Origin of the sequence: Bradyrhizobium sp. URHD0069 (assembly GCF_000701345.1) — a bacterium.
Classification (GTDB): domain Bacteria; phylum Pseudomonadota; class Alphaproteobacteria; order Rhizobiales; family Xanthobacteraceae; genus Bradyrhizobium.
In genome coordinates, this window is sequence record NZ_JNIJ01000012.1 from 81,569 (window position 1) to 107,182 (window position 25,614).

Here is a 25,614-nt window from a genome sequence, read left to right on the forward strand (position 1 = left end):
AAGCCGGCAGCCTAGGACGTTTCGCTAGGGCTCTTCTTCGGCTTTAAAAACGCTGAGGCCAAGGCTTTCGGCGATAGATATCCAGCACGCTATTTAATCCTTTCTAGTAGCCGGGCTCGAACCATTTCCCTTCGGTTGAGCCAGGAGCGTCTTTGTCCTAGCTCCCGCTTTCAGGACTACGGGCAATCGCGGGTCATGGGAGGAAAGCCCGACTTTTTGTTTGAATGCGCCAATCTGTCCCGTCTGTCGCACGTGGCAGAAGCCTGACGATGCGATACCGTCGTAGAAAATTCAGGGAGGCAATCATGTTCGCGAAATTTAATCGCCGTCACTTCATCGCTGCCGGTACGGCAGCCGCCGCGATGCCTTTCCTCTTGCGCAGGGCCTCGGCGCAGGCCGCATGGCCGTCGCGGCAGATCCGTATGATCTGCAGCTACCCGGCGGGCGGGCAGACCGACCTGCTCGCGCGCGCCTTCGGCGAATTCATCTCCAAGCAGGTGGGGAAGACCGTCGTCATAGAAAACAAAGCGGGCGCTTCCGGCTCTATAGGCGCGGCGGAAGTCGCGCGCGCGGAGCCAGACGGCCACACAATCCTGTGCTCCATCTCGACCACCTACGTGATGAACAGAATAATGATGAAGAACCCCGGCTACGACATGGACAAAGACCTGACGCTCGTCAGTGTCATCCCGGGCGCCGGGCTGCTGCTGGTCGCGAGCCCGAAGTCCGGCGTCAAAACGTTGGACGAATTCGTCGCTTTCGCGCGTAAGAGCGGCAAGGTGAACTTCGGCACCTATAGCGCGGGCTCAGCCCCGCACATCACGATCAATGAACTCAACAAGCAGTATGATCTCAACATCGAACCGATCCACTACCGAGGCGAAGCGCCGATGTGGACGGGGCTGGCGGAAGGCACGCTCGATGTCGCGATGGGCAGCTACACGGCCGCGCAATCCGTCCTGCAAAGTGATCGCGGCATTGTGTTCGCGGTGCATTCGAAGAAGGTCGACGCGATCCCGAACGTCAAGACTCTGCCTGAACAAGGCGCGACATCGAGGTTCTTCACCGTGAGCGGTTTCACGGGATGGGCGTTGCCGAAGGCGACGCCGCAGCCGATCGTCGATCGGCTAGCGGAACTCTGCGTGGCGGCCAACAACGATCCGAAAGTGAAGGAAATTCTCAGCACGTTCGTGCTGGAATCGCCGCTCGACTTTAAGGAAAGCAATGCTTTATACCAGCGCGAATTGCCGGTCTGGATGGAGAGCGCGCAGGCGCTCGGCTTGCAACCAGTCTAGATTGGAAAACGGTCATGGCCGTCAGGCCAGCACCCGCAACTCTCACATTTCAGTGGCAAGGAAAGCCGTTCGCGCCGCGACCCCAATATCCCGTTGGGGATGAGTGCTGAAAAACCCGGATGTCCCCAAATCGCTTAGTGCAGCGCGAGCGCCGATCGACGCGGCGCTCGCTAAGTTTGAGGTGCGGGGCTATTCGGCAGCCAACGTCCGCATAGAAGCCGGCAACGGAATGGCGGAGCCGAATACGTTGTCCGGATCGTAGTGCCGTTTGGCTTTGATCAGCCGATCGACATTGCAGCCATAGCTCTTCATTGCACGCTCCACGTCGCCGCTGGGGAGAAAATTCGGATATCCGCCCGGAAGTGCCATCGTGCTGAACGCATCGAGCGTATCTTGAACCCACCGTCGGTGCTGGTCCTCATCCACTGGATTTGAACGATCGGCATAGGTAGCGAGAATCTCGACCAGCACATGGTCGCGGCGCAAACCGAAGGCCGTTGCCTCCACCGGCACGCGGGAAGCGGCACCCCGGCACTCGTGGGTAAAAATCGCGCATCCCGGCGACACCGCATTTGCAATCGCCTCAATAAAGGCATCGATGCTCCTGCCGTCGAGTGCGGGAAGCCAACAGCTCTCCATGAATACGCGCTGTCCGATGACCAGAAACGGATCGAATGCCGCGAGCGAGTCGCCATAAGACATCGCGTCCATGGCGCCTGCGACCACCGTTCCGAGCTTGGAAAACGGCTCGAGGCGCGCTTCGCCCGCCTCCGGCGGGCCGCACCATGTCGGGACGACCATCGCCAGCGGCGTGCCGTCGGGCCCGCCAGCGAGACCAAGCTGAACCGTCAACTCTTCGGGCGCATTAGCCGTGATACTTACGCATCCTTCGAGAACAGCCTTGGCCTCGCCGAACGGGAAAAGCAGCATGCCAGAGCGCACGTTGGGTACATCGTGCAAGCGACACTGCATTGCTGTTACGACGCCAAAATTTCCGCCGCCGCCGCGCAGTGCCCAGAATAGCTCTGCTTCGCTGTCTTGCCGGGCGGAAACGATGCGCCCATCCGCGAGGACCACCTCAGCGGCAAGCAGATTATCGAGCGCTAGACCAAATCGGCCGATCAGCGATCCATAACCGCCGCCAAGTGTGAGCCCCGCCATACCGACAGAACTGCACGAGCCCGTCACGGCCGCGAGGCCGAGCGGATCCGCTACCGCGAGAACGTCCGAAGCACGTGCGCCTCCCGCAACTTGAGCGGTGCGCTTGACGGAGTCGACGACCGCACTGTTCATGCCGCTCAAGTCAATGACGAGCCCTTCGCACAACGCGCGGCCGGCCCAATCATGACCTCCGGCGCGGACTGACAATGGGAGCTCGCAATCGCGCGCGGTTTGGATTGCTGCCCGCACATCTTCGGGTGTCTGGCAATGAGCCACCACGCTCGGCATGCGGCCGACCGGTTTTGCCCAGATCGCCGTTGCTGCGGCGTACAGCTGTTGGCCCGGCCTCGACAATCGTCCCGACAATTTTCCGGCCAGACGATGAAGTTTCCTTTCAATCAGATCCGTCATTGCTCTTTCTCCCGGTGGAGGCGCCAACGCGACAGCGTACGCCGAGCGTTGCGACGTAGAGAGAGCGGGGCAAATCGTCTTGAAAAATTATGCTGTTTGGGGGCGTGGTCAGCCGACCAGTTGCGTAAGGGAAACCCCGTGAACGCGCCGGACCCAACGGGTGAGATGACTTTGATCGGCGAAACCGGTGCGTATTGCGATTTCAGCCAGACCGGATCGACCATCGCGAACCAATTCGATCGCGCGTTGCAGGCGCAGATGCACGATGTAGCGATGGGGGCTGATACCCACGGATCGGGTGAAGATGCGGGTGAAGTGGTACTGGCTGCGCCCCGCTATCTTTGCAAGAGTGGAGACCTCGATCGGTTCGTCAATGTGATCAATTACATACTCTTTTAGGCGCGCGAGGACGTCCTTGCCCAGCGCGCCGCGTGCCGGGAGTTCGTGCTCCGACGTATGACGGACAACCAACCCATCAATGAAGCCGCTGGCAATCTCGTTCCAGAACAGCGGTCCGTTCGGATAGCCGCGCGCGCTCTCCGACGCCAGGGTCTGCGCAAGTTGAAGCAGCGCCTTGTCATAGCCTGACAGGCGCTCTACCAACTGTGCTTCGAGCGCCGCATCGTCCGCGGCTGCCAGCGCAAATTTGCTTGGATCGATTGTAACGAGAATAGCATCGACGCTTTTTTCCGCGTCCGCGCGGGCGTCTATCCCGGCAGGACAGATGGCCAGCGACCCGGCCGGCGCCTCGTGCCGGAGCGCCCTTCCTGCCATCCGGCAATCGATGGACACCTGTGAGACAAAGCAGACGAGGTGCTTTCGGGTCTCAACATTGAAGTGAGCACCGTCCCGAAACCGTACGCTGAGCACTGAAAGGCCACTTTCGCCTGGCGCGCTCCCAGCTGCCAGCGTAGCCGGGAGGGCACCGTCGGCTTGCGCCAAACGAAGTCCGGCAGTTCCGAGCATCAGGTTGATCCTCTCAGAGAAAGGTGGATCGATACTGTGAAGACCTGCTGGCAAAGTCGGTCTGACAATGCGGCAGCCAAGATTGTTTGTGGTCGCCGACCGCTGCCTTGATGGCCGTGCAAAAGCTCGGCTGCTTTGTCGGTGACGTCATGTCGACCTGCCTGTTTGCTGAGAGTTTGTCAGAAGGACAACGCCGGAAGTGGCGGTTACCCCTCACCCAAGCCAATATCAGATAGATCACGATAGCATTGCGTTTTGATCTATTTGGCTACAACGGTAACCTGCATCCTCGCCTTCGAATGGCCCTACACTGATGCAGTTCCTGCATCCAGGACGCAAAGGCGTTGTAACGTAGCCGCGGCAGCAGGCCCTAAAGTTCGGCCTCCGGCAGAAATGCCACGATGGCCTTCGCGACGGCGGTCGCGTGTATCAGGCGTTCGATGCCTATGCTCCGAACGACGCGCACCGGGCCTTCGGCGTCGCGCTCGGCGACGATGGATACGGTTCCATCCCTGCATCACGCGGTTTGAGGCGATCCGCGCTGACGGATGATCGTCCAGGTGCCGGCTGCAGCGGCCAGCGCCAAGGCGGCATGAAGAGCCCACGCTTGCGGCTCTCCCATCGTCCGAAGGGTTATGCCGCTCAAGAGGCACCAGAGAACGGGGATTGGCAGCAGCAATGGCAAAAGCCTGCCGCGGGCGAGGAGCAGAAGGCCGAGCGTCACGATCGCCGTCGGATCCGGCGCGATGCCAAAAACCTCGGACGAGGCCCAGCCACGTCCCTGCAGCGGCGCAAGCAAGGGCTGTCCGGCGAGTGCGAAGGCAAGGATGAAGTATCCTGTCCAACCGGCAAGCCCGCGCCGGTCGAAGGCGAGGCCGTCGAGCAAAAGCCCGGAGACGAGGAGCAACACGCCCTCAACGGCGAAGGCCGGCGCGACATAGGCGGCAGCCCAGTTGATGGTCGCATAGCGGTTCCACAGGAAGGACCATCCGACGAAGATCCAGAGAATCGCGAGGAGGAGCGCGAGCCACCGTGCAGCGCTTCTCGGCCGCCACGCGACGAGCAGGATGATGATGAGGCCGGCGGCGAGCGCGAGCACTTGCAGAGGCCAGAGCGCCGCATTGTGCAATTCGAACATCCGCCAGTAGACACGTGGAGAAAAGAGCAGGAAATTTTCCGGTCGGTAGGTCCACCACTCCGACATCAAAGAGCCTGCACGTAGGCCGAGATGCGCTCCCGCATGGCTAGGTCCGGCATGGGTCCGGCGGCAGCCGCGAGGTTTTCGCGCACGTGGTCGACGCGGGTGGTCGCCGGAATTGCGATGGTGACGGCTGGATGAGAGAGGATGAACTTCAGGACGAGCTGCGCCCAGCTCGACACCCCGAGTTCGATCGCCCATTCGGGCAGCGGCTCACCCTTGAGCCGGTGGGTCAGCGCGCCCTGCCGGAACGGCCGGTTGATAATCACGGCAATGCCGCGCTCCGACGCCAGCGGCAGCAGCCGCTGCTCCGCCTCGCGGTCGACGACGTTGTAGGAGAACTGCACGAAATCGATGGGCTCGTTCCGCATGATCTGTTCGAGAAGATCATGACGGCGCCCTTCCGACGTGGTGATTCCAGCATAGCGCACCGCACCGGCCGCCTTCATCTGAAAGAGCGTCTGCAGATGCGCCTTCCATGCGAGGAGATTGTGAACCTGAACGAGGTCGAACTTTGGCACGCCCCAGAAGCGACGCGATTGCTCGATCTGGGTCGGGCCTGCCGTTGCCGAGGACGTCCAGACCTTTTCAGCCGAGAACAGCGTGGAGGGTCGTCCGAGCTTTTGAAGGCCGTAGCCGACCACCGGTTGCGACGAGCCATACATGGGGGAGGAATCGATCATGCGGCCGCCTGCCTCGAAGAAGGCGGCCATGACATCAGCGCATTCGTCCCTGAGCACCGGATCGCCGCCGACGTTGAAGGTGATCCAGGTCCCTAGCCCTACGATCGGCATGGCCTCGCGGGTCGAGGGTATGGGACGGCGGGCGGGCGAGCCTTCCTGGGCATGCAGAGAAATTGGCAGGAGCGCCGCAGCGGCCGTCGCCAAGGAGGCCCGCACGAACGTTCGGCGTGTCGTCCGCATCCGATGCTCCATCATCGTGGCGGGGAATTTCCCGTGCAAATTAGGAACATTCCTGCCGGCCTTTGCGGCACGAAGAACCGCGCCGGCCACAACGTAGCACCTTCTCGAGGGCACCAGACATAATCGGTATTCCGCTTAGGATCAAAAAGCCGAAATCGGGCGAAAGTCCGGGGTGGCACATTTCGGACCTGACGCGGTGTCTAACTTGAGTCCGTAATGCGCTCCGATGCGGACGTTGGCGAGAGCAAGCAAGGATCGGCATCACGCAGCCGCTTGATCTACCTAGACGGTTCCAAAATCTCGGCTGCGGGAGGTCCCACCACGGGTGACCACGAACTACCCGCGAGCATTGCCCGGGACAGTCAGAAGTGTCACAAACTACAGGGGATAGCCTCGTGCACGCGCGCGCCTATTGGTCCGAAACTCGGATCGAGAACAGCGAGGAGGCAGACCTATGGAAGTCGCCGACCTCGTACTTCCCGTATTTGCGGTCATCGTCACCGGCTGGCTGGCCGGGCGGCTGGGCTACATCTCGCGCTCGCTGGCCGACGGACTCGTGCATTTCGCCTACAACGTCGCGATGCCGGCGCTGCTGTTCATCACCGTCGCGCAGGAACCGGCGCGCAATCTCCTGGAATGGCGCTTCCTGATGGCGTTCGGAGGCGGGTCCGTCCTCTGCTTCGCGCTGGTATTCCTGGTGGTTCGCATCGCCTGGGGACGCGATCTCGCCAGCAGCACGATCCTGGGAATGACGGCGGCGATGACCAACACCGGATTTGTGGCGCTGCCGATCCTGCACTCCATCTACGGTCAGCCCGCCGTTCTGCCCGCCGCCATCGCGACCGTGTTCGTGGCAGCGGTGATGTTCCCCGCGAGCGTCATCCTGCTGGAAAGCGAGGGACACGGCCGGCCCGGGTCCTCCGCGCGTCCCGTCGTCCTGGTGAAGCAGATCGCGCTCAATCCGATGGTGCTATCAACCCTCGTGGGTCTCGCGTGGGCGATCACAGGCTGGCCGGTCCCGGCGCCGATCGCGGCCTATCTCAACATCTTCGCGGCTGCGCTAACCCCGTGCGCGCTCTTCGCCATCGGGCTCGGCCTGTCGGTCGAAGCCATGCGCTCGAAGCTCGCGGCGTCCCTCGCCTTGACGGTCGTCAAGCTCGTGATCATGCCGCTGGTCGTGTACGGCCTGTGCGCGATCTCGGGCCTCAATCCGCTCTACACCATTGCCGCCGTCGTCTGCGCCGCCGTGCCGACTGCAAAGACGGTGTTCATCCTCGCCGGCGAGTACAAGGTGGAGGAGGATCTGGTCACCGCCACAGTCTCGATCACAACGCTGCTGTCGGTCGTCACACTGCTGGGCTGGCTCTACGCCCTTTCGGGCCTCTCAGCACATGTCCAGCGAACCGCCTGAACTCGATCACCCCACGAAAGCCGCCCGGGCGGGCGGGGATAGTCCAGCCCGGCCTCTTCAATGCGATGCCCTATGCCTGGGGTATTCGAGCTGCATGGCGACGAAGTCGGCTGTGCGCATTCCGTAGCGGGCCTCCACTCCGAAAAGGGCTTGGTCCAATGCTTTCGCTGGTTGTAGCTCCCCGATCGCCGGCAGCAGTCGTTCCGGGGGCCAGCCTGCGGCGACCTGATGAGGCAAAATGCGCAAGCCGCCGCGGGTTTGCTGCGCACCATTGGCGCCAGCAAACGTCACCGCGCGTGAGCGATAGGTCCGCGACCAGGCGTCCGCGACGAGGGCTAGCGACACTTCGTCAACGCCGGGCACAAGTTCGATGCCGAGCTGCTCTTGGTTCCAAAAGGCTAGTGCGTTGCGGATCGCCGTCAACGCGAACGGCCGCGTGAACTGGAACGCGTTGCTATCGTGACGGGCGTCCCACTCGGTGAGGCCGAGATCCCGGCCGACCGCCTCGGCCTTGTCCCGGCCGGCGATGGCTTCGATGAGGGTGAGCGACATCGGCATCGACGCGGTGATCCCCGTCGTCGTCGCAACGTCCCGGTCGACCACCAGCCGACGGTCCGCGACATAGTGGATCGCGGGATGCTTGTCGCGCAGCTCTTTGAGGAAATACCAGTGGGTCGTCGCCCGCTTGCCGTCGAGTAGTCCGGTATTGCCGACGACCTTGGCTCCGGCGCAGACGCCGATGATGATCGCGCCCTTGGCGGCTTGGCTCTTGATCCATTGCAGGGCCGCCGGGTCGTCATCGCGGCTCATGGCGGGGACGATGACATAGTCGGCGCCTTCCGGATGCTGCGCATCGAAGTCCGCGACCGTCGCCTGCGGCTCAACCTTGAGCACCGGAAAAAGCGTCACAGGTCCCGGCTTCGTTCCCAGCGCCACCACATCGGCGACGTCGGCGCGCTGGAGGACGCCATAGGGCATCAGATAGTCGGTGGTCTCGCTGCTGTCATTAACGCCGACGATCGCGATCAGCGGGCGCTGGCGTTTCGGCGGCTTCAAGGCGGCGATCGTGGCGTCGGCCTCGTCCTTCGCGATCGGCGGCGCGGCTCCAAACGACGGCGCCGGAGGCAGCGTGAAAATCCAGGCGCCGCCGATTGTCACGAGAAGTGCGGCGGCGCCCAAACCGCTCCACAATACAAGCCGCCAATTCATGGATACTTGCCTCAACGGTCTACAGTTACGTGTCTTAACTCGTAGCCGCTGCTCTCATGGCCTGTCCGAAATGACATAAATCGGGCAAAAACTGCCATGCAACGAGGGGAACCTCGAATGGCATTGCCTGTTGTGGTAGTCAGGTCGAACCCAGTTCTAGCAGCGCGCAATGTGGGTAAATTGGTGGAGAGGTTTGCCTCACAACCCCAATTCCCTCCGAATGGCGGCAGATGAATTGCCGACCTTTTCGATCAGTCGCTGCAACTCGCCTTTCGAGACACCCAGCTCTTTGGTCCAATGATCCATTTCCCATGGCTCATGCACGTTTATCTTGTGCATGTCTGTTATGTGCACGCTTATCCTGGTGCGCGTGGCCGCGCCTTTTTTCTTCAGATCGTCCATCGTTTCCTCCGAATGGGAAGCCGCAGCCCCGCCCTCTGGTGGCCGTTGGGGGATGAGCAGGGTCACGCGGGAGCATTGTTCACAGCCCGCTCAATCAACTCGGTTTGAAGTAAGAAGTTCGTGCGAAAGTCCTCTGCACGCAAACATTTTGAAAAACGTCACCGCCCTCCCCCAAGAGTCTCGTGAAGATTTTGCGGCTTGGAACCGATTTGACATTGGCAGCTTATACCGCGCGCCGATTCCTCGCCGGCTCGGCGCAAATCCAACGGCCTCAGCTTTCACCCAACAGCTGAGGCCGTTACTTTTGGCCTAATTCTTGATCCACGGAACGAACCTCCAAATTGGTGGCGCTATTTTGGGCGACCTTCGCTAGACACACGGCCGCCCTACAGGGTTCGGTCGGGATGCTCGGAACGAATCGGTGGCCGCCGGCTTGAATCCTGGGTTCTTTGTGCGTGGCATCGATGAATTGAGAGGCGAGAATGTTCCTGATGGGACTTGGCGCGCTGCTCGTTCTCGGCGGAATCTTGTACATGGCACGTACCGCCATTTGGCGGGGACCACTTAGCGGCCGGGATTCCTCCCAGCCGCCTCGCGACACGCTGGAGCCACCACGGCGCGGCTTGGGATTCTTGGGGGTCGGAACGAACTGGCCCGGCATTGTCCTTTTGGCAATCGGTGCAGTTTTGTTGGTATCGGCCGGTTTCTAGGCCTCCGCCGCATGTGAGCAATGAACAGCCCTTGAGCGAGCGCATTGCAGCCGCATTGGTTTCACCGAATGGCCACATGAGAATCAGACGCTAACCAAATTTCGTGAATAGCAATCTTCTTGTTTTTCAACGTGGAAAGGAATGACCATGCGCATCTTTACAGCATCCGTCATTATTGCAGCCCTCTCCCTCGGGACGCCGGCTTTCGTGCAGGCACAGGGAACACCCGCGCAACCCGAGGCCCAGACACCGCCTGCCCAGTCCAGTACGGTCATACGAAGCATACAGGTCGTCGACATCAAGGAACTGGCACCGGCGGTGCGCTCCAAGGTCGATGAGATCGTTGCGCGCACAAGCGACGAAGATATTCAGTCACTCCGGAAAGCCATCGACGCGACACCGGAGGCGGCGTCCGCGCTTAAAGCCAAGGGCCTCTCTTCGTCACACGTCGTTGCTATCAATATCGCCGACGGTGTCCTGACGATGTTCGCCAAGACAGCTTGAAATCAGGCTTACTGGCACTGAACTGAAATGTCCAAACCTTGCCCTCCGCCGGCATGAACCGGCGGCCGGTCCCGTGCCGTGCCACAGGGCGCCACGGGCGACCGCGACTATCGCGGCTCATCGGCTCGCTAACGCGGTCACGCAGGCGTCGGTTGAAATCGATCATATCGACGTTGGGCATCGCCCTCCATTGTTGGGCATCGCCTTCCGTTTTTCGTCCGCCTGCTGATCTCGAACCCGTGAACAGGTTTCATGGGCCTGGCGGCCACGAAACAACCCGCAGCGCCCACGAAACCATTTCCCCGCCCCGCGCCGACGGCCTGAAACGAATGGCTGCTACGAGTCAATCCGGTAGTCAGACAACGGGGTTCGATCATGTGGACGTTCATCAGCTTACTTTACCGAGCGTATTGCCGAGCACGGCTGGTTGAAATGCGCCGGTACCCTCGCGCGACGATTGCCTGAAAAGCGCGCGGAGTATCGCGACGTTGAGCATCGAAAGTCTGGTAGATCGGACAGCAGAAAAAGCGACGGCGGCGCTCAGCGCGCGGTTGATGACGTGCTCGATCCCGCAAGCTCGATCCTTCAAGCCCGGTCCTGCAAGCTCGGTCCGTCTGCATGATTGGCCAGATTCTTTTTACGCCCAAAAGCGACGCATTGCCGTTAGCGAACCTTAACCGTTTAACGGTAAGGGACGGTGTGTGGACAAAATGAGACAAAAACTCAAACTAAAGCGCCAACCAACGCGCAGGCGTCGCCGTCAATCCGCGTGGATCGCGTTTGATGGAGAAAAAGCCGATTGCGAATGCCGGGTGGAGGATGTTTCACAAGCTGGCGCGAAAATAACCGGCATCGCCGCGGAGGTTGGAAGTCAGTTCGCTATTTCTCTGGTGCCGCGCGCACCGAAGCGTCCGTGCGAAGTCGTTTGGCGTCGTGGGAATACACTTGGCATCAGATTTCTGGGCTGAACCGCAGCGTTTGGCGCAGGCGGTCGGCTTCAGTTCCCTTTCACCTCTCCACTTCCAGATGTACCCAAGCCGGTAGCTTAAGTTGCTATGGCACGGTCGCTGAAGGCTCGCGTCGGATGTTGCGCGTCCGCCCCCTCCCCAACTTCAGGCACTTCCCTAAATTATTCCCCACGATCAACTGTTTTTGATCGATAAATTTGTCGAACCTGGTCGAACCCAATAGCGCTCGGGAAAACTTAACTTTACGTCGCGCAGAGCTGGTCGTGAGTCGCATCACACCAACGATTTCAATTGCACGACAGGGGTCGCCGGCTTTTTTAACCTCCCGCCGGCGGCCCCGCCCCCCCCCCCCGCGCGTCGCTGCACTCAAAGCGGCTCTCGCGATGGCGTTTCGCAGACCATCAATCGAGTACAGCGTCGATCACGCCGTTGAGATAGGGAGCAGTCAGGGCACGGCGGCATGAACGTGCTCCCCGATCCAGTAACTCAGCGCCATCTGGAAGCTCTGATAGGGCCGGAAGGCTTCAAGTATTCGCCATCAGGAAGGCAGATGGCATCGAATCTTGCCGGAAAATCCTTCTATATTTCAGCATCTTGCTTCAGTACCCCGCCGCGTCAGCGGCTGTCATGGCCTCCTTTCATCATCAAAACGCCGGCTAGGGGGAATTTCGCGATGCGAAATCAACGATTGGACACATGATGACGATTTATTCCTGTATGAGAAATAATCGGGTCGATAACGGGAGACGCCGGACGCCCGGCATCCGTCATCTCCAAGAAAAATACATGGCCCCCTCCGGTTGTGACCTTTCGGGCGGCATTAACATTATGAAGAACGGGCTCTACTCGATCCACATCCAGATGCTCGACGGGGTGAAGGGCTGGTCCAGCGGTGTGATCATCCTTCACGACGGCAGGCTGATCGGGGGCGACCCCTATTTTTGGACGGTGGGCACCTACACGTGCAAGGAAGCCACTTGGAAGGGTGAACTGGTCACCAACCAGCACACACCGTATCGCGACAGCGCGGCGCGTCCCGTCTTTGCAGGCCGGGAAGTAACCACGGGCTTTTCCGGGACCTATCGAGGAGGCGAATCCGAGGTTTTTGGCACTTCCCTGGTGGGTAGCCGAAGCATCAGTTTTCGCGCGACATTGCGCTGGCTGGCGGATTAATTGATGGCTTCCCGCCGCGTGCGGCTGTACACCGCTCCAAATCGTGCGAGCATCTTTGTCGCGCGCTACCGCGACCGCGAAAACCGATTGTCTCACAACAAACAATGAAAGCAACAAGGGCGTTCAATGAGTGGATTTAAGGAACCTAGCTTTGCAGATCGACAGAAGGCGGCGCAGCAGGCCAGGCAAGACATCCTGAACAAGTTTCGCAGCCAACCGGGTCCCGACGATCCCGCGGTGATGCAGCGGCAGGCCGAGCGTGAAGCCCAGGCCGCCGCGCGGGCCAAGGCCAAACTGGCGCGCGAGGCCGCCCAGGCCGAGGAAAAACGCCGCGAGGCCGAGGCGGCGGCGCAGGCCGCTGCCCAGCTCGCGCGCGAAAAGGAAGAGGCTGCCGTGAAAGAGGCCGCGCTTGAGGCCGAACGCAAGGCGGCGCGCGACGCCCGCTATGCCGCGCGCAAGAAGCGCAAATAGCCGAACATCTTGTTCGCCGTAACTTCCAGACGTCACAGGCCCGCCCCTGAAGAGGCGAGCCTGCACCGAGCGAACGGCGGTTAGTTCTTCTTCATTCCGCCGTCTTTGCTCATGCCGTCTTTCGACATGGTGTCCTTGGACATGGTGTCCTTGGACGTCGTGCCCTTGGACATGGTGTCCTTCTTCGTGGTGCCCTTCGACATCGAATCTTTCTTCATGCCGTCGTCCTTGCCCATCTTGTCCTGGGCGAAGGCGGCGGGCGCAAGCGCCAGGCTAAGCGAAAGAGCGGCGGCAGATACGCCGAGGGCGATGCGGGTGCTGATGGTCATAGGTTGGTCCTTCGCAATTGGGGTTGAAAGCGACTGATGCCGCTATGATCTCAACGGTCCTTGGTCCCGTTTGTTACCCGCGGCTCAAAATTTTTCCGCCAAAAGTGCGCCGTGTCCTGCCGCGGGTGATGACCGCGCTACGAAATCGCCCGCTTCGCATTCAAGGCCGCGGCCACGCGGCTTACCGGCGGCCGGCCGATCAAGCCGCTCACCTGGTTGGTGGCCGCTACCAATCTTGGCATATCCACGCCGGTCGCGATCCCCATGCCTTCCAGCATGTACACCACGTCCTCGGTCGCGACGTTGCCGGTTGCGCCGGGCGCATAGGGGCAGCCGCCGAGACCGCCGGCCGCGGAATCGATCACGCGCGCTCCCTCTTCCAATCCGGCATAGAGATTGGCGAGCGCCTGGCCGTAGGTGTCGTGAAAATGCATCGCGAGGCTGGCCATTGGCACGGCGCCGGCCACCGCGCGTAGTAACTGCCGTGCCTTGAGCGGCGTGCCGACGCCGATGGTGTCCCCGAGCGAAACTTCGTAGCAACCGAGATCCCACAGCAGCTTCGCGACATCCACGACCGCTTGCGGCTTGACCTCGCCGTCATAGGGACAACCGAGCACGCAGGAGATATAGCCGCGCACCTTGACTCCATCGGCTTTCGCTCTGATGACGACCGGCTTGAATCGTTCTATCGATTGGGCGACCGAGCAGTTGATATTGGCGCGCGAAAAGCCTTCAGAGGCCGAAGCAAACACCGCGATTACCTTGGCGCCGGCCGCGCGCGCGGCCTCATAGCCCTTTTCGTTCGGCACCAGCACATGGAATTCGCTCTCGGGATGATGGTTGACGCCGCGCAGCACTTGATCCGAATTCACCATCTGCGGGATCGCCTTCGACGACACGAAGGCTCCGACCTCCACCGTGTGCAGCCCGGCGCCGATCAGCGCCTCGATGAACGCAATGCGATCGGCGACGCTGACCGGCGTCTTTTCGTTTTGCAGACCGTCGCGCGGGCCGACTTCAACGATGCGAACGGAATCGCTCATGCTGATTTCACGTAGCCAAAGGCTCGACCTCGGCGAGTTCGACGCCCTCCTGCACGATATCGCCCACCTTGCATTTTATCCGTTTCAGCACGCCGGCAAATGGTGCGCGCAGCGTCTGTTCCATCTTCATCACTTCAAGGGTGAGGATCGGCGCGCCTTTCTCCAGCGGGGCGCCCTCCTCGGCCAGCAACGCCACCACTGTGCCCGGCAAGGGCGCGACGATCTTGTCCTCGCCGACCTGCTCCTCGTCTTCACCGCCGAACGGATCGACCCAGTGCAGGTCGAAACGCCCGTTGCGGGTTCGCAGATAGAGTTCATGGCCTTCGATGACGGCGACGATATGGGACTTCATGCCGTCAAGCGTGAGATCTAACCTGCGGTCGTCGCTGGATGAAAAGGCGTACGCAAACTCGCGCTCGCCGATCGAGAGCGTCGCGGGACCGTTACCGTATGTGAGGCTTATCTGTTCAGTCGCCTGGCCATGGCGGAAGGTGAATAACCGCTGCCGCCGGCCCACCGGCATCCAGCCGGACGTTCGCCACGGCGAATGCGATTCCGCGCGCGCCGCTTTCGCTTCTTCGCCGAGAATGGCCGCGACGGCCGCGCAAAGCTCGAGATCGCCGGGCGGCGCAGCTACTGGCGTCAGCTCCTTCAACTCACGCTCGATGAAGCCGGTGTCGATGGCATTGGCGCGCACGTCCGGATGCGTCACCAGCGCCGAAAGGAAGGGAATGTTGGTGACGATGCCGCGAACATCCGTCTCCTCGAGCCCGCGGTTAAGCCGCTCGATCGCGGCATCGCGGGTCGGCGCCCACGCGATCACCTTGGCCAGCATAGCGTCATAGTGCGGCGAGACCGCGTCCCCCTCGCGGTATCCGGCATCGATCCGCAACCCGTTCGACTGATCGGGCGTGCGCCAGGTCCGGATACGACCGACCGACGGCATGAAATTCTTGTGTGGATTTTCGGCATAGACCCGTGCTTCGATCGCGTGCCCGTGCAACTTGATTTCATTTTGCGCCAGCGGCAGCTTTTCGCCGAACGCCACGCGCAGCTGCCATTCCACGAGGTCGATGCCCGTGATCAGTTCGGTCACGGGATGCTCGACCTGCAGCCGCGTGTTCATCTCGATAAAGAACACGTCCTTGCCGTTGGAGACAAATTCGATGGTGCCGGCACCGACATAGCTCACCGCGGCCGCGGCCTTGCGCGCGGCGGCGCAGACCGCCACGCGCTGCGTGGCATTAAGCGTCGGCGATGGCGCCTCCTCGACCACCTTCTGATGCCGCCGCTGCAAGGTGCATTCGCGCTCGAACAGCGAAAGTAGATTGCCGTGGCTGTCGCCGATGATCTGCACCTCGATGTGGCGCGGATTTTCGACGAATTTTTCGATCAGCATGCGATCGTCGCCGAAGGCGGCCTTCGCCTCGCGTCTGGCGCTTGTGACGGCCGCGGCAAGCTCGCTGGGCGAATGCACGATGCGCATGCCGCGCCCTCCGCCGCCTGCGGATGCCTTGATCAGAACCGGAAATCCGATCTGGTCGGCGGCCTTCGCCAGTGTCGCGTCGTCCTGGGCCTCCCCGTGATAGCCCGGCACCAGCGGTACGCCGGCCTTTTCCATCAGCAATTTGGAGCCGGACTTCGAGCCCATCGCCTTGATCATCTCGGCGGTCGGGCCGACGAATACCAATCCCGCGCCCGCGCAGGCTTGCGCGAATTCAGCACTTTCCGACAAAAACCCGTAACCGGGATGCACGGCTTCGGCGCCGCTCTTGCGCGCCACTTCGATCACACGCTCGATGTTGAGATAGCTGTCGCGCGCCCGCGCCGGTCCGAGTAACACGGCTTCGTCGGCCATGGCGACATGCATCGCGTCGCGGTCGGCCTCGGAATAGACCGCCACGGTGCGCAGGCCCATCGCCCGGGCGGTGCGGATCACGCGGCAGGCGATCTCGCCGCGATTGGCGATCAGCAGGGTGCGAAATCGCCGGTACTGAGCTGCCGGTTTCATCATCACATCCTGAACAGGCCGAAGCGCGTCGGCTCGATCGGCGCATTGGCTGCGGCCGAAAGCCCGAGGCCGAGCACCAGCCGCGTATCGGCGGGATCGATCACGCCGTCGTCCCAGAGCCGCGCGGTGGCGTAATAGGGATTGCCCTGCTTTTCGTACTGCGCGCGTATGGGGCTGCGAAACTCGTCTTCTTCCTCCGCCGACCACGCATCGCCCTTCGCCTCGACGTTATCGCGACGGACCTGGCTCAGCACCATCGAGGCCTGATCGCCGCCCATCACGGAGATGCGGGCGTTCGGCCACATCCACAGGAAACGCGGGCTATAGGCGCGGCCGCACATCCCGTAATTGCCGGCCCCATAAGAGCCCCCGATCACAACGGTGAATTTCGGCACGCCCGCGGTCGCAACCGCCGTCACCAGCTTGGCGCCGTCGCGCGCGATACCGCCGGCTTCGTATTTCTTGCCGACCATAAAGCCGGTGATGTTTTGCAGGAACACCAGCGGAATATTGCGCTGACAGCACAACTCGATGAAATGCGCGCCCTTCAGCGAACTCTCGCTGAACAGGATGCCATTGTTGGCAATGATGCCGACTGGATAGCCCCAGATATGGGCGAAACCGCAAATCAGGGTCTGGCCGTACAGCTTCTTGAATTCATCGAACTCCGAACCGTCGACCACGCGCGCGATGATGTCGCGCACGTCGTACGGCTTGCGGCCGTCGGCGGGAACGACGCCATAAAGCTCTTCAGGCGCAAACAGCGGCTCGCGCGGTTCGCGCATGTTCAGGGCAACGCGTGTGGGCTGCTTCAGCGTGGCGACGATGCGCCGTGCAACGCCGATCGCATGGCTGTCGTTCTGCGCATAGTGATCGGTGACGCCGGATTGCCGCGAGTGGACGTCTGCGCCGCCGAGTTCTTCCGCCGTTACCACTTCCCCGGTGGCAGCCTTCACCAGCGGCGGCCCGCCGAGAAAGATCGTGCCCTGGTTGCGTACGATAATGCTCTCGTCCGACATCGCCGGAACATAGGCGCCGCCGGCGGTACAGGAGCCCATCACGATTGCGATTTGCGGGATGCCCAGCGCGGACATCTGAGCCTGATTGTAGAAGATGCGGCCGAAATGCCGTTCGTCGGGGAAAATCTCGTCCTGCATCGGCAGGAATGCGCCGCCGGAATCGACCATGTAGACGCAGGGCAGATTATTCTGCCGCGCGATATCCTGCGCGCGAAGATGCTTCTTCACCGTCATCGGATAATAGGTGCCGCCCTTGATGGTCGCATCATTGGCGACGATGACGCATTCGCGCCCCGATATCCGGCCTACACCGGTGATGATGCTCGCCGAATGCACGTCGCCGCCGTACAGGCCATAGGCCGCGAGCGGCGACAGTTCGAGAAACGCCGTGCCGGGATCGATCAAGAGATCGACCCGCTGGCGCGCCAGCATCTTGCCGCGTGAGGTATGCCTGGTACGCGACACTTCGCCGCCGCCGCCGGCCACCTGATCAAGCTTCTCGCGGAGTTCTGCGACCAGCGCGCGCATGGCTTCGGCGTTGCTGGCAAAATCGGACGAGGTGGGGTCAGTGCTGGAATGAAGCGGCATGGCCTTCAGCAGTTTATGGTGCGCCGCAAATCCGGCAACGGGGTTGCGCCATGGTGTCATTGCGCCGCCGTCTTAGGCAACCCAGAACTTTCGCTCCCACTGCATACCGGGAAGTGGCTTCAGCGATGGCGACCGCTAATGGGTCCAGGGTTCGGCGCGCCGGAATGCGAAATTGTCGGCATAGGCGGCCGGCCGCCGCACCGGCTCCTTCGGCTCGATCACCTGATAGGGAATGCCCTTGCGCTCGCAATATGCTATCGCCTCCTCCTTGGTGTGGAAGCGGATGGTGAGCTGCTGCTTCATGTCGCCGGAGCTGGTCCAGCCCATCAATGGTTCGATCGCTCGGGGCTGCTCAGGCTCGTAATCGAGCTGCCATTCCTTGGTTTTGGCGGTCCCTGATTGCATCGCGTTTTTGGCGGGCTTAAAGATGCGTGCGGTCATGAATGATCGGGTCCCGTGAGATATGCGGCATCGGAGCGGGTAGTGGAAACGGCCAAGATAGTATAGAGACACCTTTCAAGTGTTTTGATCGGTGATTCCCCATGGATGTTACATTTTCCTGACCGGTATAGTCACTATGCTGCGCTGTGACAATCTTCGCCGCTCGCGCGGCTGACGCCCCTCGCCCGCGGCTCGATCCTCTCGAAGGCATTACTGCGAAACGGCACCATTCATGAAAATCAACGCAACCCTGCCTGATAGAGGACGCGACCTCCGGCTCGATCTGTTTCGCGGAATCGCGAACTGGGCGATTTTTCTGGATCACATTCCTGACAACGTCGTGAACTGGGTCACCACGCGAAATTATGGCTTCAGCGACGCCGCCGACCTGTTCGTTTTCATTTCGGGATATACGGCTTCCTTTGTCTACGCCCGGATGATGATCGAACGCGGCTTTATCGTCGGCGCCACCCGGCTGACCAAACGCGTCTGGCAGCTCTACGTCGCGCATATCGTCCTGTTCGTCATCTACATTGTTTCGATCGGTTATGTCGCGCTGCGTTTCAGCGATCCGCAGATCATCAACGAGTTCAACCTCGCGGGCTTAGCCGGCGACCAGGCGATTGAAACGCTGCGCCAGGGATTGCTGCTGAAATTCAAGCCGGTCAATCTGGACGTGCTGCCGCTTTACATCGTGCTGATGGGATTGTTCCCGCCGGTGCTGTGGATCATGCTGCGCCAGCCGAATTTGACCCTGCTGGCTTCGATCGCGCTGTGGCTCGCGGCCCGGCAGTTCGGCTGGAACCTGCCGGGCTATCCCGCCGGGACATGGTACTTCAACCCGTTCTGCTGGCAGTTGCTGTTCGTGTTTGGCTCATGGTGCGCGCTGGGCGGCGCCCGGACGTCGATGTCGATCATCAATTCGCCCATCACCCTCTATTTTTGCATCGGCTATCTGATCCTGGCGCTTGTCATGACGATGGCTGGCAAATTTCCGGATTTCGGCGCGCTGTTCCCGCAGTGGCTTTATTCGACCTTCAATCCCAACGACAAGACCAACCTCGCGCCCTATCGTTTTCTGCATTTCGTGGTGATCGTGATCATGGTCATCCGGTTCGTACCGAAGGACTGGCCGGGCCTGGAATGGAAGGTATTCGATCCGCTCATCGTCTGCGGTCAGCAATCGCTTGCCGTGTTCTGCGTCGGCGTGTTCCTCTCCTTTGTCGGGCATTTCGAATTGATGATAAGCTCGGGCTCGCTGTTCGCGCAGATCTTCATCAGCGTGACGGGAATAGCGATCATGACCGTCGTTGCCTACTACATCTCCTGGTCGAAAAGGCAGGACAAACCGCTTCCCAAACCGGCGGCGGCCAAGTCCGGCTGACGCGGCTCAACGGTTTGCGTGTGTTCTAATCGCAAAAGACGGTCTTTATGTTTGCGGAATACGTGCGTGCCGTCCAGCGGGTGCGCCAACTCACGTCGGCTGTGTGCTCGTCATGACCATGGTCGCAACGTCGGAATAAATTTCCACCAGCGGCGCAACGATCCTGTGCAGCGCATTTTTCGAGATCACCGTGTCGTGCAGGATCAGATTATCGATCCCTGTGGTGAGGAAACAGATCACGGCGTCGCGCGGCGTCTCCACGATCGGTTCACCCTTGACGTTGAATGAGGTATTGATCAACACGGGAACGCCAGTCAGCGCCTCGAATTCCCTGAGCAGCCGATACAAAACCGGATTGGTTTGCTCGCGAACCGTTTGAACGCGCGCCGTTCCGTCGACATGGACGACGGCCGGAATCTTGTCGCGCCACTCCGGCCGGACGCGCTTGGCGATCAGCATGAACGGCGAGTCCTCCTCGCCCTCGAATATCTCCTTGGCCCGTTCGGCGAGCACGATCGGCGCGAACGGCCGAAACGCCTGGCGGTGCTTGACCCGCTTATTCAGGATATCCTTCATCTCGGCTTTGCGTGGATCGGCAAGCAGGCTGCGATTGCCGAGCGCGCGCGGTCCGAATTCGGAGCTGCCCTGAAACCAGCCGATCACGCGCTGGTCGGCGAGCAGTTTTGCCGTGTCGCGGCAGATATCGTGTCTGCCAACGGCTGAGGTTTGTATCCGCACGAGAAACTTCGCCGTGGCGTTGCTAATGTCCTGGTTGGTATAGCGCTTGCCGACATAGGAGTGATCCATGACGAACGATCGGCGTTGCTTCAGAATTTCGAGATAGCCGTAATAGGCGCAGCCGATCGCAATTCCGTCGTCGCCAGCCGCCGGCTGAATCCAGACATTCTCAAAACCCGCCTCCCGAGCAACCCGGCCGTTGGCGACGCAATTCAGCGCGACGCCGCCGGCGATGCACAGATTCTTGGCGCCGGTTGTCTCGCGCAGCCACCGGGCCCGCGCCAGCAGCACGTTTTCGGTGTCATCCTGAACCCGCCAGGCCAGATCCTCCCAATGTCGCATCGAGGGACTGCCTTCCCAGCTGCCGCTATCCATGACGTAAGGCTGCTTGAATTCGGTCGTCCAATGCGGAACGTGCAATTTGCCGTCGGTGAGTTCGAGCAGATGCTTGGCCTGCTCGCGCCGGCCGTAGGGTGCAAGTCCCATCAGCTCGCCGCATTTGTTCCAGTCGCCGAAAATATAAGTCGAGGCGCGGCTGTAGAGCGCGCCAAGCCCCGGCATGTTGTAAAATTCATCGCTCAGGAAGCCGCGGTCGGGCTCCATCCAGACCTTCTTCACGCATTCGAGCTTTGAGCCGCTGAATTTGTAGTAACTCTCGGATTCCCGGGCGAGCGGGGTCGCGGTATCGGTCGATGGATAGGATTCGGCGACGTCGGATTGATAACTGCCGACGCCGTCGACAATCATCACGACGCCTTCTTCAAATGGCGACACGGCAAACGCGCTGTAGGCGTGCGCCAGATGATGGGAGATCGACACCACCTTGTCGGAACGCGACAGATACAACGGATGTTTGGAGGCCTCGGTCCGCTCGTGTGGGGGAAGGAAGCCCGGCATGTCCTGATACGCCAGACGTTCTTCCATTTCCGCCACGGGGAGGACGTAGCAATTGCGGACGATCAGCTCGACGTCATCAAGGGTGATGCCTTCGGCATCCAGGCAATAGTCGATAACCTCCCTGTAGAAGCCACTGGCATGCTTTTCGCGCGTGATTCGTTCTTTTGCGATGGCGAACGCAATAGCGCCATCGCGCAGCAGGCAGGCACTCACATCGTGATCGTAGGTGTTCAGGCCGAGAACGTAGCAGTGTTGTTTGGGCATCGACACTCTTTGGAAAGATGGCTGTTTGGAAGGATGGCTGTGGGGTTTGATCGAAGATGAGTTGTCAGGCTTGCGAGGTCGAACGTTGCCGCTTGCCAAGTCACATTTTCGGCAGATTTGAAACGTTCATTCGCCGTGCGCGAAACAAACGCAATGTACGACTCGATAAACACGGCTGCGATGCTTGAACCCTTCCTCACTTTCGCCGATAGACTGTGTAACTTGACCCCGGTTGCGCTTCCCCATAGCATTCTAAAAGGTCACAAGAGCAATAATGCAAATGACCTTAGGATACATCGGAACCGAAAGCAGGTCTCGCAAGTTTAGATGAGACAGGCTTGGAAGTTTTGGTGGGAGATCTAGAATGGCTAAACGCTACAATATCGTTAGCCGCTGCATCGCAGCGATGGCATTAGTATTCATTTATTTCGTCAGCACGTCTGCCATCCTGGTAGGTACATCCACCACCCAAGCCGAGGCGCGAGGCCGTGGTCGCGGCGGTGGTTGGGGCCGCGGCGGAGGCTGGGGTCGCGGCAGGGGTTGGGGTCGCGGCTACGGCGGTTGGGGCCGCGGCAGAGGTTGGGGTCGCGGCTATGGCTACTACGGCGGCGTCGGCCGCGGATGCTACTGGAGCCCCCGTTGGGGTCGCACCGTCTGCCGGTATTGATCGCGGCTCAATCGGCGTCGTCGCTACGCAAGGCTCGAACAAAAAATAAAAATCAGGTGCATCGGTCGACCAGTGCACCTGATTTTCTTTTTAAGACCGAAATAAATTTCGCTGGCGATTGGATCGAAGATCGCGGCGGGTTGCAGCATTAAAAACCTCGGCGCATGCGATTGAGCCAACTCAATCGGACGACGACCTCTGTGCCAGCGCGCCGCCATGATGCGTGCCGCCTTGTGTGCACAGCTCGCCGGCGCTGTCAATTCTAACGAATCATCTTTCCAGTTCGGCAACTAACGTGAACGATGCTTCGTAATACTGCTTCAACAAGCGCGGACCGAGAGACTGTCCGCCGCCATGAGCTATGGAATTACGCGCCGAGTAACATCCTGAGACACCTTCTTTGACCAAACCGTTGCTCTCAACAAACTTACCAAAGGTTTCGCCCCACTCGGAATCAAAGCGAAACAAGAGTTGTTTAATATTCTCACAGTCGTAGTTTCGTCCGCTCCTGAAGTGCCCCTTCAAGAACAACGCTATCCGAGGGTTTGTAGAACCGACCTTCTCGATGAATAAATACTCGACGCACTTCTCAAGATTCCCGCAAATTAGGACGCTGCCTACCTGCCATATCTAACTCCGTTGAACGCACCATACGTGAAATTGACGAGATTTCTACATCGGCGCACGATCCTGCACCCGATGGCGGCGTGAGAGTGAACACGCGCCCTGCTTCGTACCGCGTACGAAACCGCATCGAGCGTCAAGGCGCCGACGTGATGCTGGTGGTCGCCGGGGACGATAGCAGCGAGGCTAGAGTAGCGAAGCCTTATACACAAAGCGCCTCGAAATTTTGCGAACTCACCGACGACATATACCCCATGACCCAAGACGTGGCGGCGCAGACAACCCGCCGAGCCGCGCGGAACCATTGCAAATACCAGTTCACAGTATCACCCAGTCCGGTTTCAAAGGTCCGTTGAGGCGGCTCGTCAGTTTTATGGATTATGATCTCGGCTACTTCGACGACGAGACTTGCAGGCTCGAACCCCTTGCAAACCCCTTCGGGCCGAAACTGTTACCTATGTCTTCGGTATGAAACGTGACCTATGTGTCCGGAACGGACCGTTAATTTTTGGTCGGGGCAGCTGGATTCGAACCAACGACCTGCAGTACCCAAAAATGTTTCCTTTGCATTCGTATGGTCAAGCTGGCACGCGCTGCAAACGCTAAGCCATTGAATTTGCTGATTCCAACCTCGTCACATTGGCCATTTGCATTCAAGCAGTATCGCGATTTCAGGTCCCCGGGACCTGAAGAACTTAAGCAGATTTCGCTTTCAGACAGTCGCTGCATGTCTCGGATCTTGCCGTGGCTCAATCTGGATGAAGCAGCCTCAGATCATGCTGCGCACAACCGTCTAAAATCCCCTCGCCTCGAATATATGCCCGAGATAAAGCGATCAATCTTACGACTCCGCGTGTTTCGGAACTTCGAGCGCCTCCGCGATAACGCGCCGTACGTTCCGGACGCAATCCTCCAAGTATGCAAGAAACCCGGAAGCCACGGCCGCCGCTAATACAATGACCTCTTTGTCGTCCGCTTCACGAACGTCTTTCTGAAAGGCTTCCGTTCCAAATTTCGATATCGATTGACGTACTGCTGCTACCTTCGTGGCACGAACCTCAGCCGTCCGCCTATGCGCGATCGAATTACGCGCTTCATTTAGAGGCTTGATCACGGCCCAGTCCCTCGCATCCGGGTCTGGGCAATACGCTTTCGCCAATAGGATTTTGTCTGAGAAGTCGAGCCGCACCTTCCGGAGATACTCGGGCCGAAAGAAGATCAGATCGAGCACCGTGTCGAGATGGCCCTCAATTTCCAGGTGCCCTCTCAGAATAACGTTGGACACGCCATCCACGTCATTCAGGTAGCGGCGGAAGTCCTGAATGAACTCGTCGTTCGCTTTCAACGCCAATTTCGACGTCATTTTCACCTCCGTCCCTTTCGAGCGGACCAAAGCCATAGCTCCCTTGATGGTCAATGGCAGGCTGCATCTCGTCGCCTTCGAGGATGCGGCGCACCATTGTATCCAAACTGATGAACCCTTTTGGCTGTCCGGCGGGATTTCCGCTCTTGCCTTTTTTGAATTGAGTCTCTTTATTCGGGAAGCTCACCCGTTTGCACCTGTTAGTTGCTATTCTGCGCACGAGGAGCCGTGGTCATCAATAGGCGTGGGCAGCGCCGCGTTAGCTGGGGGGCTAATCGTCCATGGATATCGAAGACATCGGCGTTGAGTGCATTTTCCTCTACGAAAAGTTCGCCCTCAACTATTCGGTACAAATCAAACGAACCGGCACTGAGTTACTCATCCCCTCGAGGGGGCTGAAGCTTCCGCCCGAGTTCGAACACTGTCAGATCCACGACCCTCGTCGCGCCGCCGCGTAGCTAACCCCCGCGTGATTTTGATGAGTCTCACTACGCTTACCGGCTCTGCTTTTCACGATCCATTTGAACAGCTACTCCACGAATTGACCGAGCGCGTTGATGCTGTAGCCAACGGTATCGCAAACGAGTCACAGCAATTCGGCAGGCATGAGGAGTACACGACTTCACGTTTGGCGCAGGCCATCAACTCTGCCATTCGCAGCCATCCAATCACAGCACCCGGCTTAGTATTGGATGTGCACGCGGAGGAGTTCACCAAGCCGCAGGAAAAAGTGGCCGGCGCCGACCTCTACATCTCGGTTGTCCGCAAGAACACGGACAATCAAATAAGCAAAGGCATGTTGGTCCAAACGAAACGACGAGATGCCATGCTCAGGAGCGGTGAGCCACAACGTTTGGGAAATCAGTGCAAGCAGATGCACCGACGCTCCAAAAAGTCCTCGTATGTGTGGGTCTACGAGAGGGATCGCATCCTTTCGGTCAAAGCTCCCCTGGCATCCAAGCCCATTCTACAGCGCGTTACAGGATCGTCATCAGTTGGGGAACTTATCGCCGATGGGCTGCGCTGTAACAAAGGCGACGACAAAATTGGTAGAGAGCTATCCGCCGACCCAGCCGAAGGTATCTTAGACGTGATGAAGCGCCTCTCGGTCCCAAACGGCCTCGACTTTGTCGTAAGGCAGACCTAGCAGGCGACGGTGCGGCGAGACCGAACAGGCGCGTGTCATTCGCGGCGCGTAGCCCGTATTGGGGCCTGCGCGTGCGTCCCCAAGTGACACTGCTGATGCTGATGCGAGGAAAGCACTAGAATTTGCGAGGGATTCTGCACACGACCTGCAGTGCGAAGTACTGTCGCGCGAAGGAATCAATCGATCGTTATAAACAATTGATTTCATTAGCGTTTTGGTCGGGGCAGCTGGATTCGAACCAACGACCTGCAGTACCCAAAACTGCCGCGCTACCAGGCTGCGCTATACCCCGATCTG

At 59.9% G+C, this 25,614-nt stretch carries 26 protein-coding genes and 1 tRNA gene; 10 read left to right on the forward strand and 17 right to left on the reverse strand.

Features of this window, described 5'->3' with window-relative positions; translation table 11 throughout:
- Positions 1 to 305: 305 nt before the first annotated feature.
- Positions 306 to 1,295: a Bug family tripartite tricarboxylate transporter substrate binding protein gene (locus N554_RS0106935; protein WP_029582805.1), complete on the forward strand. Its 990-nt coding sequence runs from the start codon at positions 306 to 308 to the stop codon at positions 1,293 to 1,295.
- Positions 1,296 to 1,484: 189 nt separating this feature from the next.
- Here the strand turns inward: N554_RS0106935 and N554_RS0106940 are convergent, their stop codons facing one another.
- The 4 genes from N554_RS0106940 to N554_RS0106960 all read right to left on the reverse strand — a co-directional run bounded on the left by N554_RS0106940 (position 1,485) and on the right by N554_RS0106960 (position 5,954).
- Positions 1,485 to 2,867, reverse strand: a complete 1,383-nt coding sequence (locus N554_RS0106940; RefSeq protein ID WP_029582806.1) for an FAD-binding oxidoreductase — start codon at positions 2,865 to 2,867, stop codon at positions 1,485 to 1,487.
- 108 nt (positions 2,868 to 2,975) lie between these two features.
- Positions 2,976 to 3,833 carry a helix-turn-helix domain-containing protein gene (locus N554_RS0106945; RefSeq protein ID WP_081851154.1) on the reverse strand — a complete coding sequence of 286 codons (858 nt, stop codon included), beginning with the start codon at positions 3,831 to 3,833 and terminating at the stop codon, positions 2,976 to 2,978.
- A gap of 517 nt (positions 3,834 to 4,350) precedes the next feature.
- A complete protein-coding gene (locus N554_RS0106955) occupies positions 4,351 to 5,037 on the reverse strand; it encodes a DUF6064 family protein (RefSeq protein WP_029582808.1) in 687 nt (228 codons plus the stop codon).
- A complete protein-coding gene (locus tag N554_RS0106960) occupies positions 5,037 to 5,954 on the reverse strand; it encodes an aldo/keto reductase (RefSeq protein ID WP_029582809.1) in 918 nt (305 codons plus the stop codon). The genes N554_RS0106955 and N554_RS0106960 overlap by 1 nt, the downstream gene beginning before the upstream one ends.
- Positions 5,955 to 6,408: 454 nt before the next feature.
- On the opposite strand from N554_RS0106960, the gene N554_RS0106965 reads away from it, so the two are divergent.
- Positions 6,409 to 7,365, forward strand: coding sequence for an AEC family transporter (locus N554_RS0106965; RefSeq protein WP_029582810.1), 957 nt, complete (start codon positions 6,409 to 6,411; stop codon positions 7,363 to 7,365).
- Between the two features lie 57 nt (positions 7,366 to 7,422).
- On the opposite strand, the gene N554_RS0106970 is transcribed toward N554_RS0106965, so the two are convergent.
- Together N554_RS0106970 and N554_RS0106975 are read right to left on the reverse strand one after the other, a co-directional pair.
- Positions 7,423 to 8,574 carry a DJ-1/PfpI family protein gene (locus tag N554_RS0106970; RefSeq protein WP_029582811.1) on the reverse strand — a complete coding sequence of 384 codons (1,152 nt, stop codon included), beginning with the start codon at positions 8,572 to 8,574 and terminating at the stop codon, positions 7,423 to 7,425.
- 198 nt (positions 8,575 to 8,772) lie between these two features.
- Entirely contained in the window at positions 8,773 to 8,976 is a 204-nt protein-coding gene (locus N554_RS0106975) for a DUF3606 domain-containing protein (RefSeq protein ID WP_029582812.1), read from the reverse strand.
- A gap of 857 nt (positions 8,977 to 9,833) precedes the next feature.
- On the opposite strand from N554_RS0106975, the gene N554_RS0106985 reads away from it, so the two are divergent.
- The 4 genes from N554_RS0106985 (at position 9,834) to N554_RS0107000 (ending at position 12,802) form a co-directional block, all read left to right on the forward strand.
- Positions 9,834 to 10,190: a hypothetical protein gene (locus tag N554_RS0106985; RefSeq protein WP_036052617.1), complete on the forward strand. Its 357-nt coding sequence runs from the start codon at positions 9,834 to 9,836 to the stop codon at positions 10,188 to 10,190.
- Positions 10,191 to 10,900: 710 nt separating this feature from the next.
- Positions 10,901 to 11,158, forward strand: coding sequence for a PilZ domain-containing protein (locus N554_RS42900; RefSeq protein ID WP_371259465.1), 258 nt, complete (start codon positions 10,901 to 10,903; stop codon positions 11,156 to 11,158).
- A 699-nt stretch (positions 11,159 to 11,857) separates the two neighbouring features.
- The gene (locus N554_RS0106995; RefSeq protein WP_245283543.1) at positions 11,858 to 12,331 is read left to right on the forward strand and encodes a GrlR family regulatory protein; all 474 of its coding nucleotides are present in this window, start codon (positions 11,858 to 11,860) and stop codon (positions 12,329 to 12,331) included.
- Between the two features lie 126 nt (positions 12,332 to 12,457).
- Complete coding sequence (locus tag N554_RS0107000) at positions 12,458 to 12,802, forward strand: DUF6481 family protein (protein WP_029582817.1); 345 nt, start codon at positions 12,458 to 12,460, stop codon at positions 12,800 to 12,802.
- Between the two features lie 80 nt (positions 12,803 to 12,882).
- On the opposite strand, the gene N554_RS0107005 is transcribed toward N554_RS0107000, so the two are convergent.
- The 5 genes from N554_RS0107005 to N554_RS0107025 all read right to left on the reverse strand — a co-directional run bounded on the left by N554_RS0107005 (position 12,883) and on the right by N554_RS0107025 (position 18,233).
- Positions 12,883 to 13,131 (reverse strand): pentapeptide MXKDX repeat protein, encoded by a 249-nt coding sequence (locus N554_RS0107005; RefSeq protein WP_029582818.1) that lies wholly within the window; start codon positions 13,129 to 13,131, stop codon positions 12,883 to 12,885.
- Between the two features lie 137 nt (positions 13,132 to 13,268).
- A complete protein-coding gene (locus N554_RS0107010) occupies positions 13,269 to 14,174 on the reverse strand; it encodes a hydroxymethylglutaryl-CoA lyase (protein ID WP_029582819.1) in 906 nt (301 codons plus the stop codon).
- Between the two features lie 7 nt (positions 14,175 to 14,181).
- Entirely contained in the window at positions 14,182 to 16,185 is a 2,004-nt protein-coding gene (locus N554_RS0107015; protein ID WP_029582820.1) for an acetyl/propionyl/methylcrotonyl-CoA carboxylase subunit alpha, read from the reverse strand.
- A 2-nt stretch (positions 16,186 to 16,187) separates the two neighbouring features.
- A complete protein-coding gene (locus tag N554_RS0107020; protein WP_029582821.1) occupies positions 16,188 to 17,792 on the reverse strand; it encodes a carboxyl transferase domain-containing protein in 1,605 nt (534 codons plus the stop codon).
- A 135-nt stretch (positions 17,793 to 17,927) separates the two neighbouring features.
- Entirely contained in the window at positions 17,928 to 18,233 is a 306-nt protein-coding gene (locus tag N554_RS0107025; protein WP_029582822.1) for an ETC complex I subunit, read from the reverse strand.
- Positions 18,234 to 18,465: 232 nt separating this feature from the next.
- On the opposite strand from N554_RS0107025, the gene N554_RS0107030 reads away from it, so the two are divergent.
- A complete protein-coding gene (locus tag N554_RS0107030) occupies positions 18,466 to 19,617 on the forward strand; it encodes an OpgC domain-containing protein (RefSeq protein ID WP_029582823.1) in 1,152 nt (383 codons plus the stop codon).
- 90 nt (positions 19,618 to 19,707) lie between these two features.
- Here N554_RS0107030 and N554_RS0107035 read toward each other — a convergent pair whose 3' ends face one another.
- Positions 19,708 to 21,516, reverse strand: coding sequence for a carbamoyltransferase family protein (locus tag N554_RS0107035; protein WP_029582824.1), 1,809 nt, complete (start codon positions 21,514 to 21,516; stop codon positions 19,708 to 19,710).
- Positions 21,517 to 21,880: 364 nt separating this feature from the next.
- Between N554_RS0107035 and N554_RS38010 the strand changes: the two genes are divergently transcribed.
- The gene (locus N554_RS38010) at positions 21,881 to 22,183 is read left to right on the forward strand and encodes a hypothetical protein (RefSeq protein ID WP_081851155.1); all 303 of its coding nucleotides are present in this window, start codon (positions 21,881 to 21,883) and stop codon (positions 22,181 to 22,183) included.
- Between the two features lie 23 nt (positions 22,184 to 22,206).
- Here the strand turns inward: N554_RS38010 and N554_RS39670 are convergent, their stop codons facing one another.
- The 4 genes from N554_RS39670 to N554_RS40850 form a co-directional block, all read right to left on the reverse strand.
- Positions 22,207 to 22,401 (reverse strand): hypothetical protein, encoded by a 195-nt coding sequence (locus tag N554_RS39670; RefSeq protein WP_156041826.1) that lies wholly within the window; start codon positions 22,399 to 22,401, stop codon positions 22,207 to 22,209.
- Positions 22,402 to 22,453: 52 nt separating this feature from the next.
- Entirely contained in the window at positions 22,454 to 22,813 is a 360-nt protein-coding gene (locus N554_RS39675) for a HEPN domain-containing protein (protein ID WP_197033463.1), read from the reverse strand.
- An 835-nt stretch (positions 22,814 to 23,648) separates the two neighbouring features.
- On the reverse strand, positions 23,649 to 24,170 hold the full coding sequence (locus N554_RS0107045; RefSeq protein ID WP_156041828.1) for a hypothetical protein: 522 nt from the start codon (positions 24,168 to 24,170) through the stop codon (positions 23,649 to 23,651).
- Complete coding sequence (locus N554_RS40850) at positions 24,103 to 24,357, reverse strand: DUF5681 domain-containing protein (RefSeq protein WP_197033459.1); 255 nt, start codon at positions 24,355 to 24,357, stop codon at positions 24,103 to 24,105. The genes N554_RS0107045 and N554_RS40850 overlap by 68 nt, the downstream gene beginning before the upstream one ends.
- 94 nt (positions 24,358 to 24,451) lie before the next feature.
- On the opposite strand from N554_RS40850, the gene N554_RS39680 reads away from it, so the two are divergent.
- Together N554_RS39680 and N554_RS37215 are read left to right on the forward strand one after the other, a co-directional pair.
- On the forward strand, positions 24,452 to 24,628 hold the full coding sequence (locus N554_RS39680) for a hypothetical protein (RefSeq protein WP_156041829.1): 177 nt from the start codon (positions 24,452 to 24,454) through the stop codon (positions 24,626 to 24,628).
- Between the two features lie 20 nt (positions 24,629 to 24,648).
- On the forward strand, positions 24,649 to 25,317 hold the full coding sequence (locus N554_RS37215; RefSeq protein WP_051677363.1) for a hypothetical protein: 669 nt from the start codon (positions 24,649 to 24,651) through the stop codon (positions 25,315 to 25,317).
- 215 nt (positions 25,318 to 25,532) lie between these two features.
- Here the strand turns inward: N554_RS37215 and N554_RS0107060 are convergent.
- Positions 25,533 to 25,609 (reverse strand) — tRNA-Pro (locus N554_RS0107060).
- Positions 25,610 to 25,614: the final 5 nt, after the last annotated feature.

Coding starts and splice junctions, on each gene's coding strand:
- N554_RS0106935 (WP_029582805.1), top strand. CDS start 306: ATGTTCGCGAAATTTAATCGCCGTCACTTCATCGCTGCCGGTACGGCA.
- N554_RS0106940 (WP_029582806.1), bottom strand. CDS start 2,867: ATGACGGATCTGATTGAAAGGAAACTTCATCGTCTGGCCGGAAAATTG.
- N554_RS0106945 (WP_081851154.1), bottom strand. CDS start 3,833: ATGCTCGGAACTGCCGGACTTCGTTTGGCGCAAGCCGACGGTGCCCTC.
- N554_RS0106955 (WP_029582808.1), bottom strand. CDS start 5,037: ATGTCGGAGTGGTGGACCTACCGACCGGAAAATTTCCTGCTCTTTTCT.
- N554_RS0106960 (WP_029582809.1), bottom strand. CDS start 5,954: ATGCGGACGACACGCCGAACGTTCGTGCGGGCCTCCTTGGCGACGGCC.
- N554_RS0106965 (WP_029582810.1), top strand. CDS start 6,409: ATGGAAGTCGCCGACCTCGTACTTCCCGTATTTGCGGTCATCGTCACC.
- N554_RS0106970 (WP_029582811.1), bottom strand. CDS start 8,574: ATGAATTGGCGGCTTGTATTGTGGAGCGGTTTGGGCGCCGCCGCACTT.
- N554_RS0106975 (WP_029582812.1), bottom strand. CDS start 8,976: ATGGACGATCTGAAGAAAAAAGGCGCGGCCACGCGCACCAGGATAAGC.
- N554_RS0106985 (WP_036052617.1), top strand. CDS start 9,834: ATGCGCATCTTTACAGCATCCGTCATTATTGCAGCCCTCTCCCTCGGG.
- N554_RS42900 (WP_371259465.1), top strand. CDS start 10,901: ATGAGACAAAAACTCAAACTAAAGCGCCAACCAACGCGCAGGCGTCGC.
- N554_RS0106995 (WP_245283543.1), top strand. CDS start 11,858: ATGACGATTTATTCCTGTATGAGAAATAATCGGGTCGATAACGGGAGA.
- N554_RS0107000 (WP_029582817.1), top strand. CDS start 12,458: ATGAGTGGATTTAAGGAACCTAGCTTTGCAGATCGACAGAAGGCGGCG.
- N554_RS0107005 (WP_029582818.1), bottom strand. CDS start 13,131: ATGACCATCAGCACCCGCATCGCCCTCGGCGTATCTGCCGCCGCTCTT.
- N554_RS0107010 (WP_029582819.1), bottom strand. CDS start 14,174: ATGAGCGATTCCGTTCGCATCGTTGAAGTCGGCCCGCGCGACGGTCTG.
- N554_RS0107015 (WP_029582820.1), bottom strand. CDS start 16,185: ATGAAACCGGCAGCTCAGTACCGGCGATTTCGCACCCTGCTGATCGCC.
- N554_RS0107020 (WP_029582821.1), bottom strand. CDS start 17,792: ATGCCGCTTCATTCCAGCACTGACCCCACCTCGTCCGATTTTGCCAGC.
- N554_RS0107025 (WP_029582822.1), bottom strand. CDS start 18,233: ATGACCGCACGCATCTTTAAGCCCGCCAAAAACGCGATGCAATCAGGG.
- N554_RS0107030 (WP_029582823.1), top strand. CDS start 18,466: ATGAAAATCAACGCAACCCTGCCTGATAGAGGACGCGACCTCCGGCTC.
- N554_RS0107035 (WP_029582824.1), bottom strand. CDS start 21,516: ATGCCCAAACAACACTGCTACGTTCTCGGCCTGAACACCTACGATCAC.
- N554_RS38010 (WP_081851155.1), top strand. CDS start 21,881: ATGGCTAAACGCTACAATATCGTTAGCCGCTGCATCGCAGCGATGGCA.
- N554_RS39670 (WP_156041826.1), bottom strand. CDS start 22,401: ATGGCGGCGCGCTGGCACAGAGGTCGTCGTCCGATTGAGTTGGCTCAA.
- N554_RS0107045 (WP_156041828.1), bottom strand. CDS start 24,170: ATGACGTCGAAATTGGCGTTGAAAGCGAACGACGAGTTCATTCAGGAC.
- N554_RS39680 (WP_156041829.1), top strand. CDS start 24,452: ATGGATATCGAAGACATCGGCGTTGAGTGCATTTTCCTCTACGAAAAG.
- N554_RS37215 (WP_051677363.1), top strand. CDS start 24,649: ATGAGTCTCACTACGCTTACCGGCTCTGCTTTTCACGATCCATTTGAA.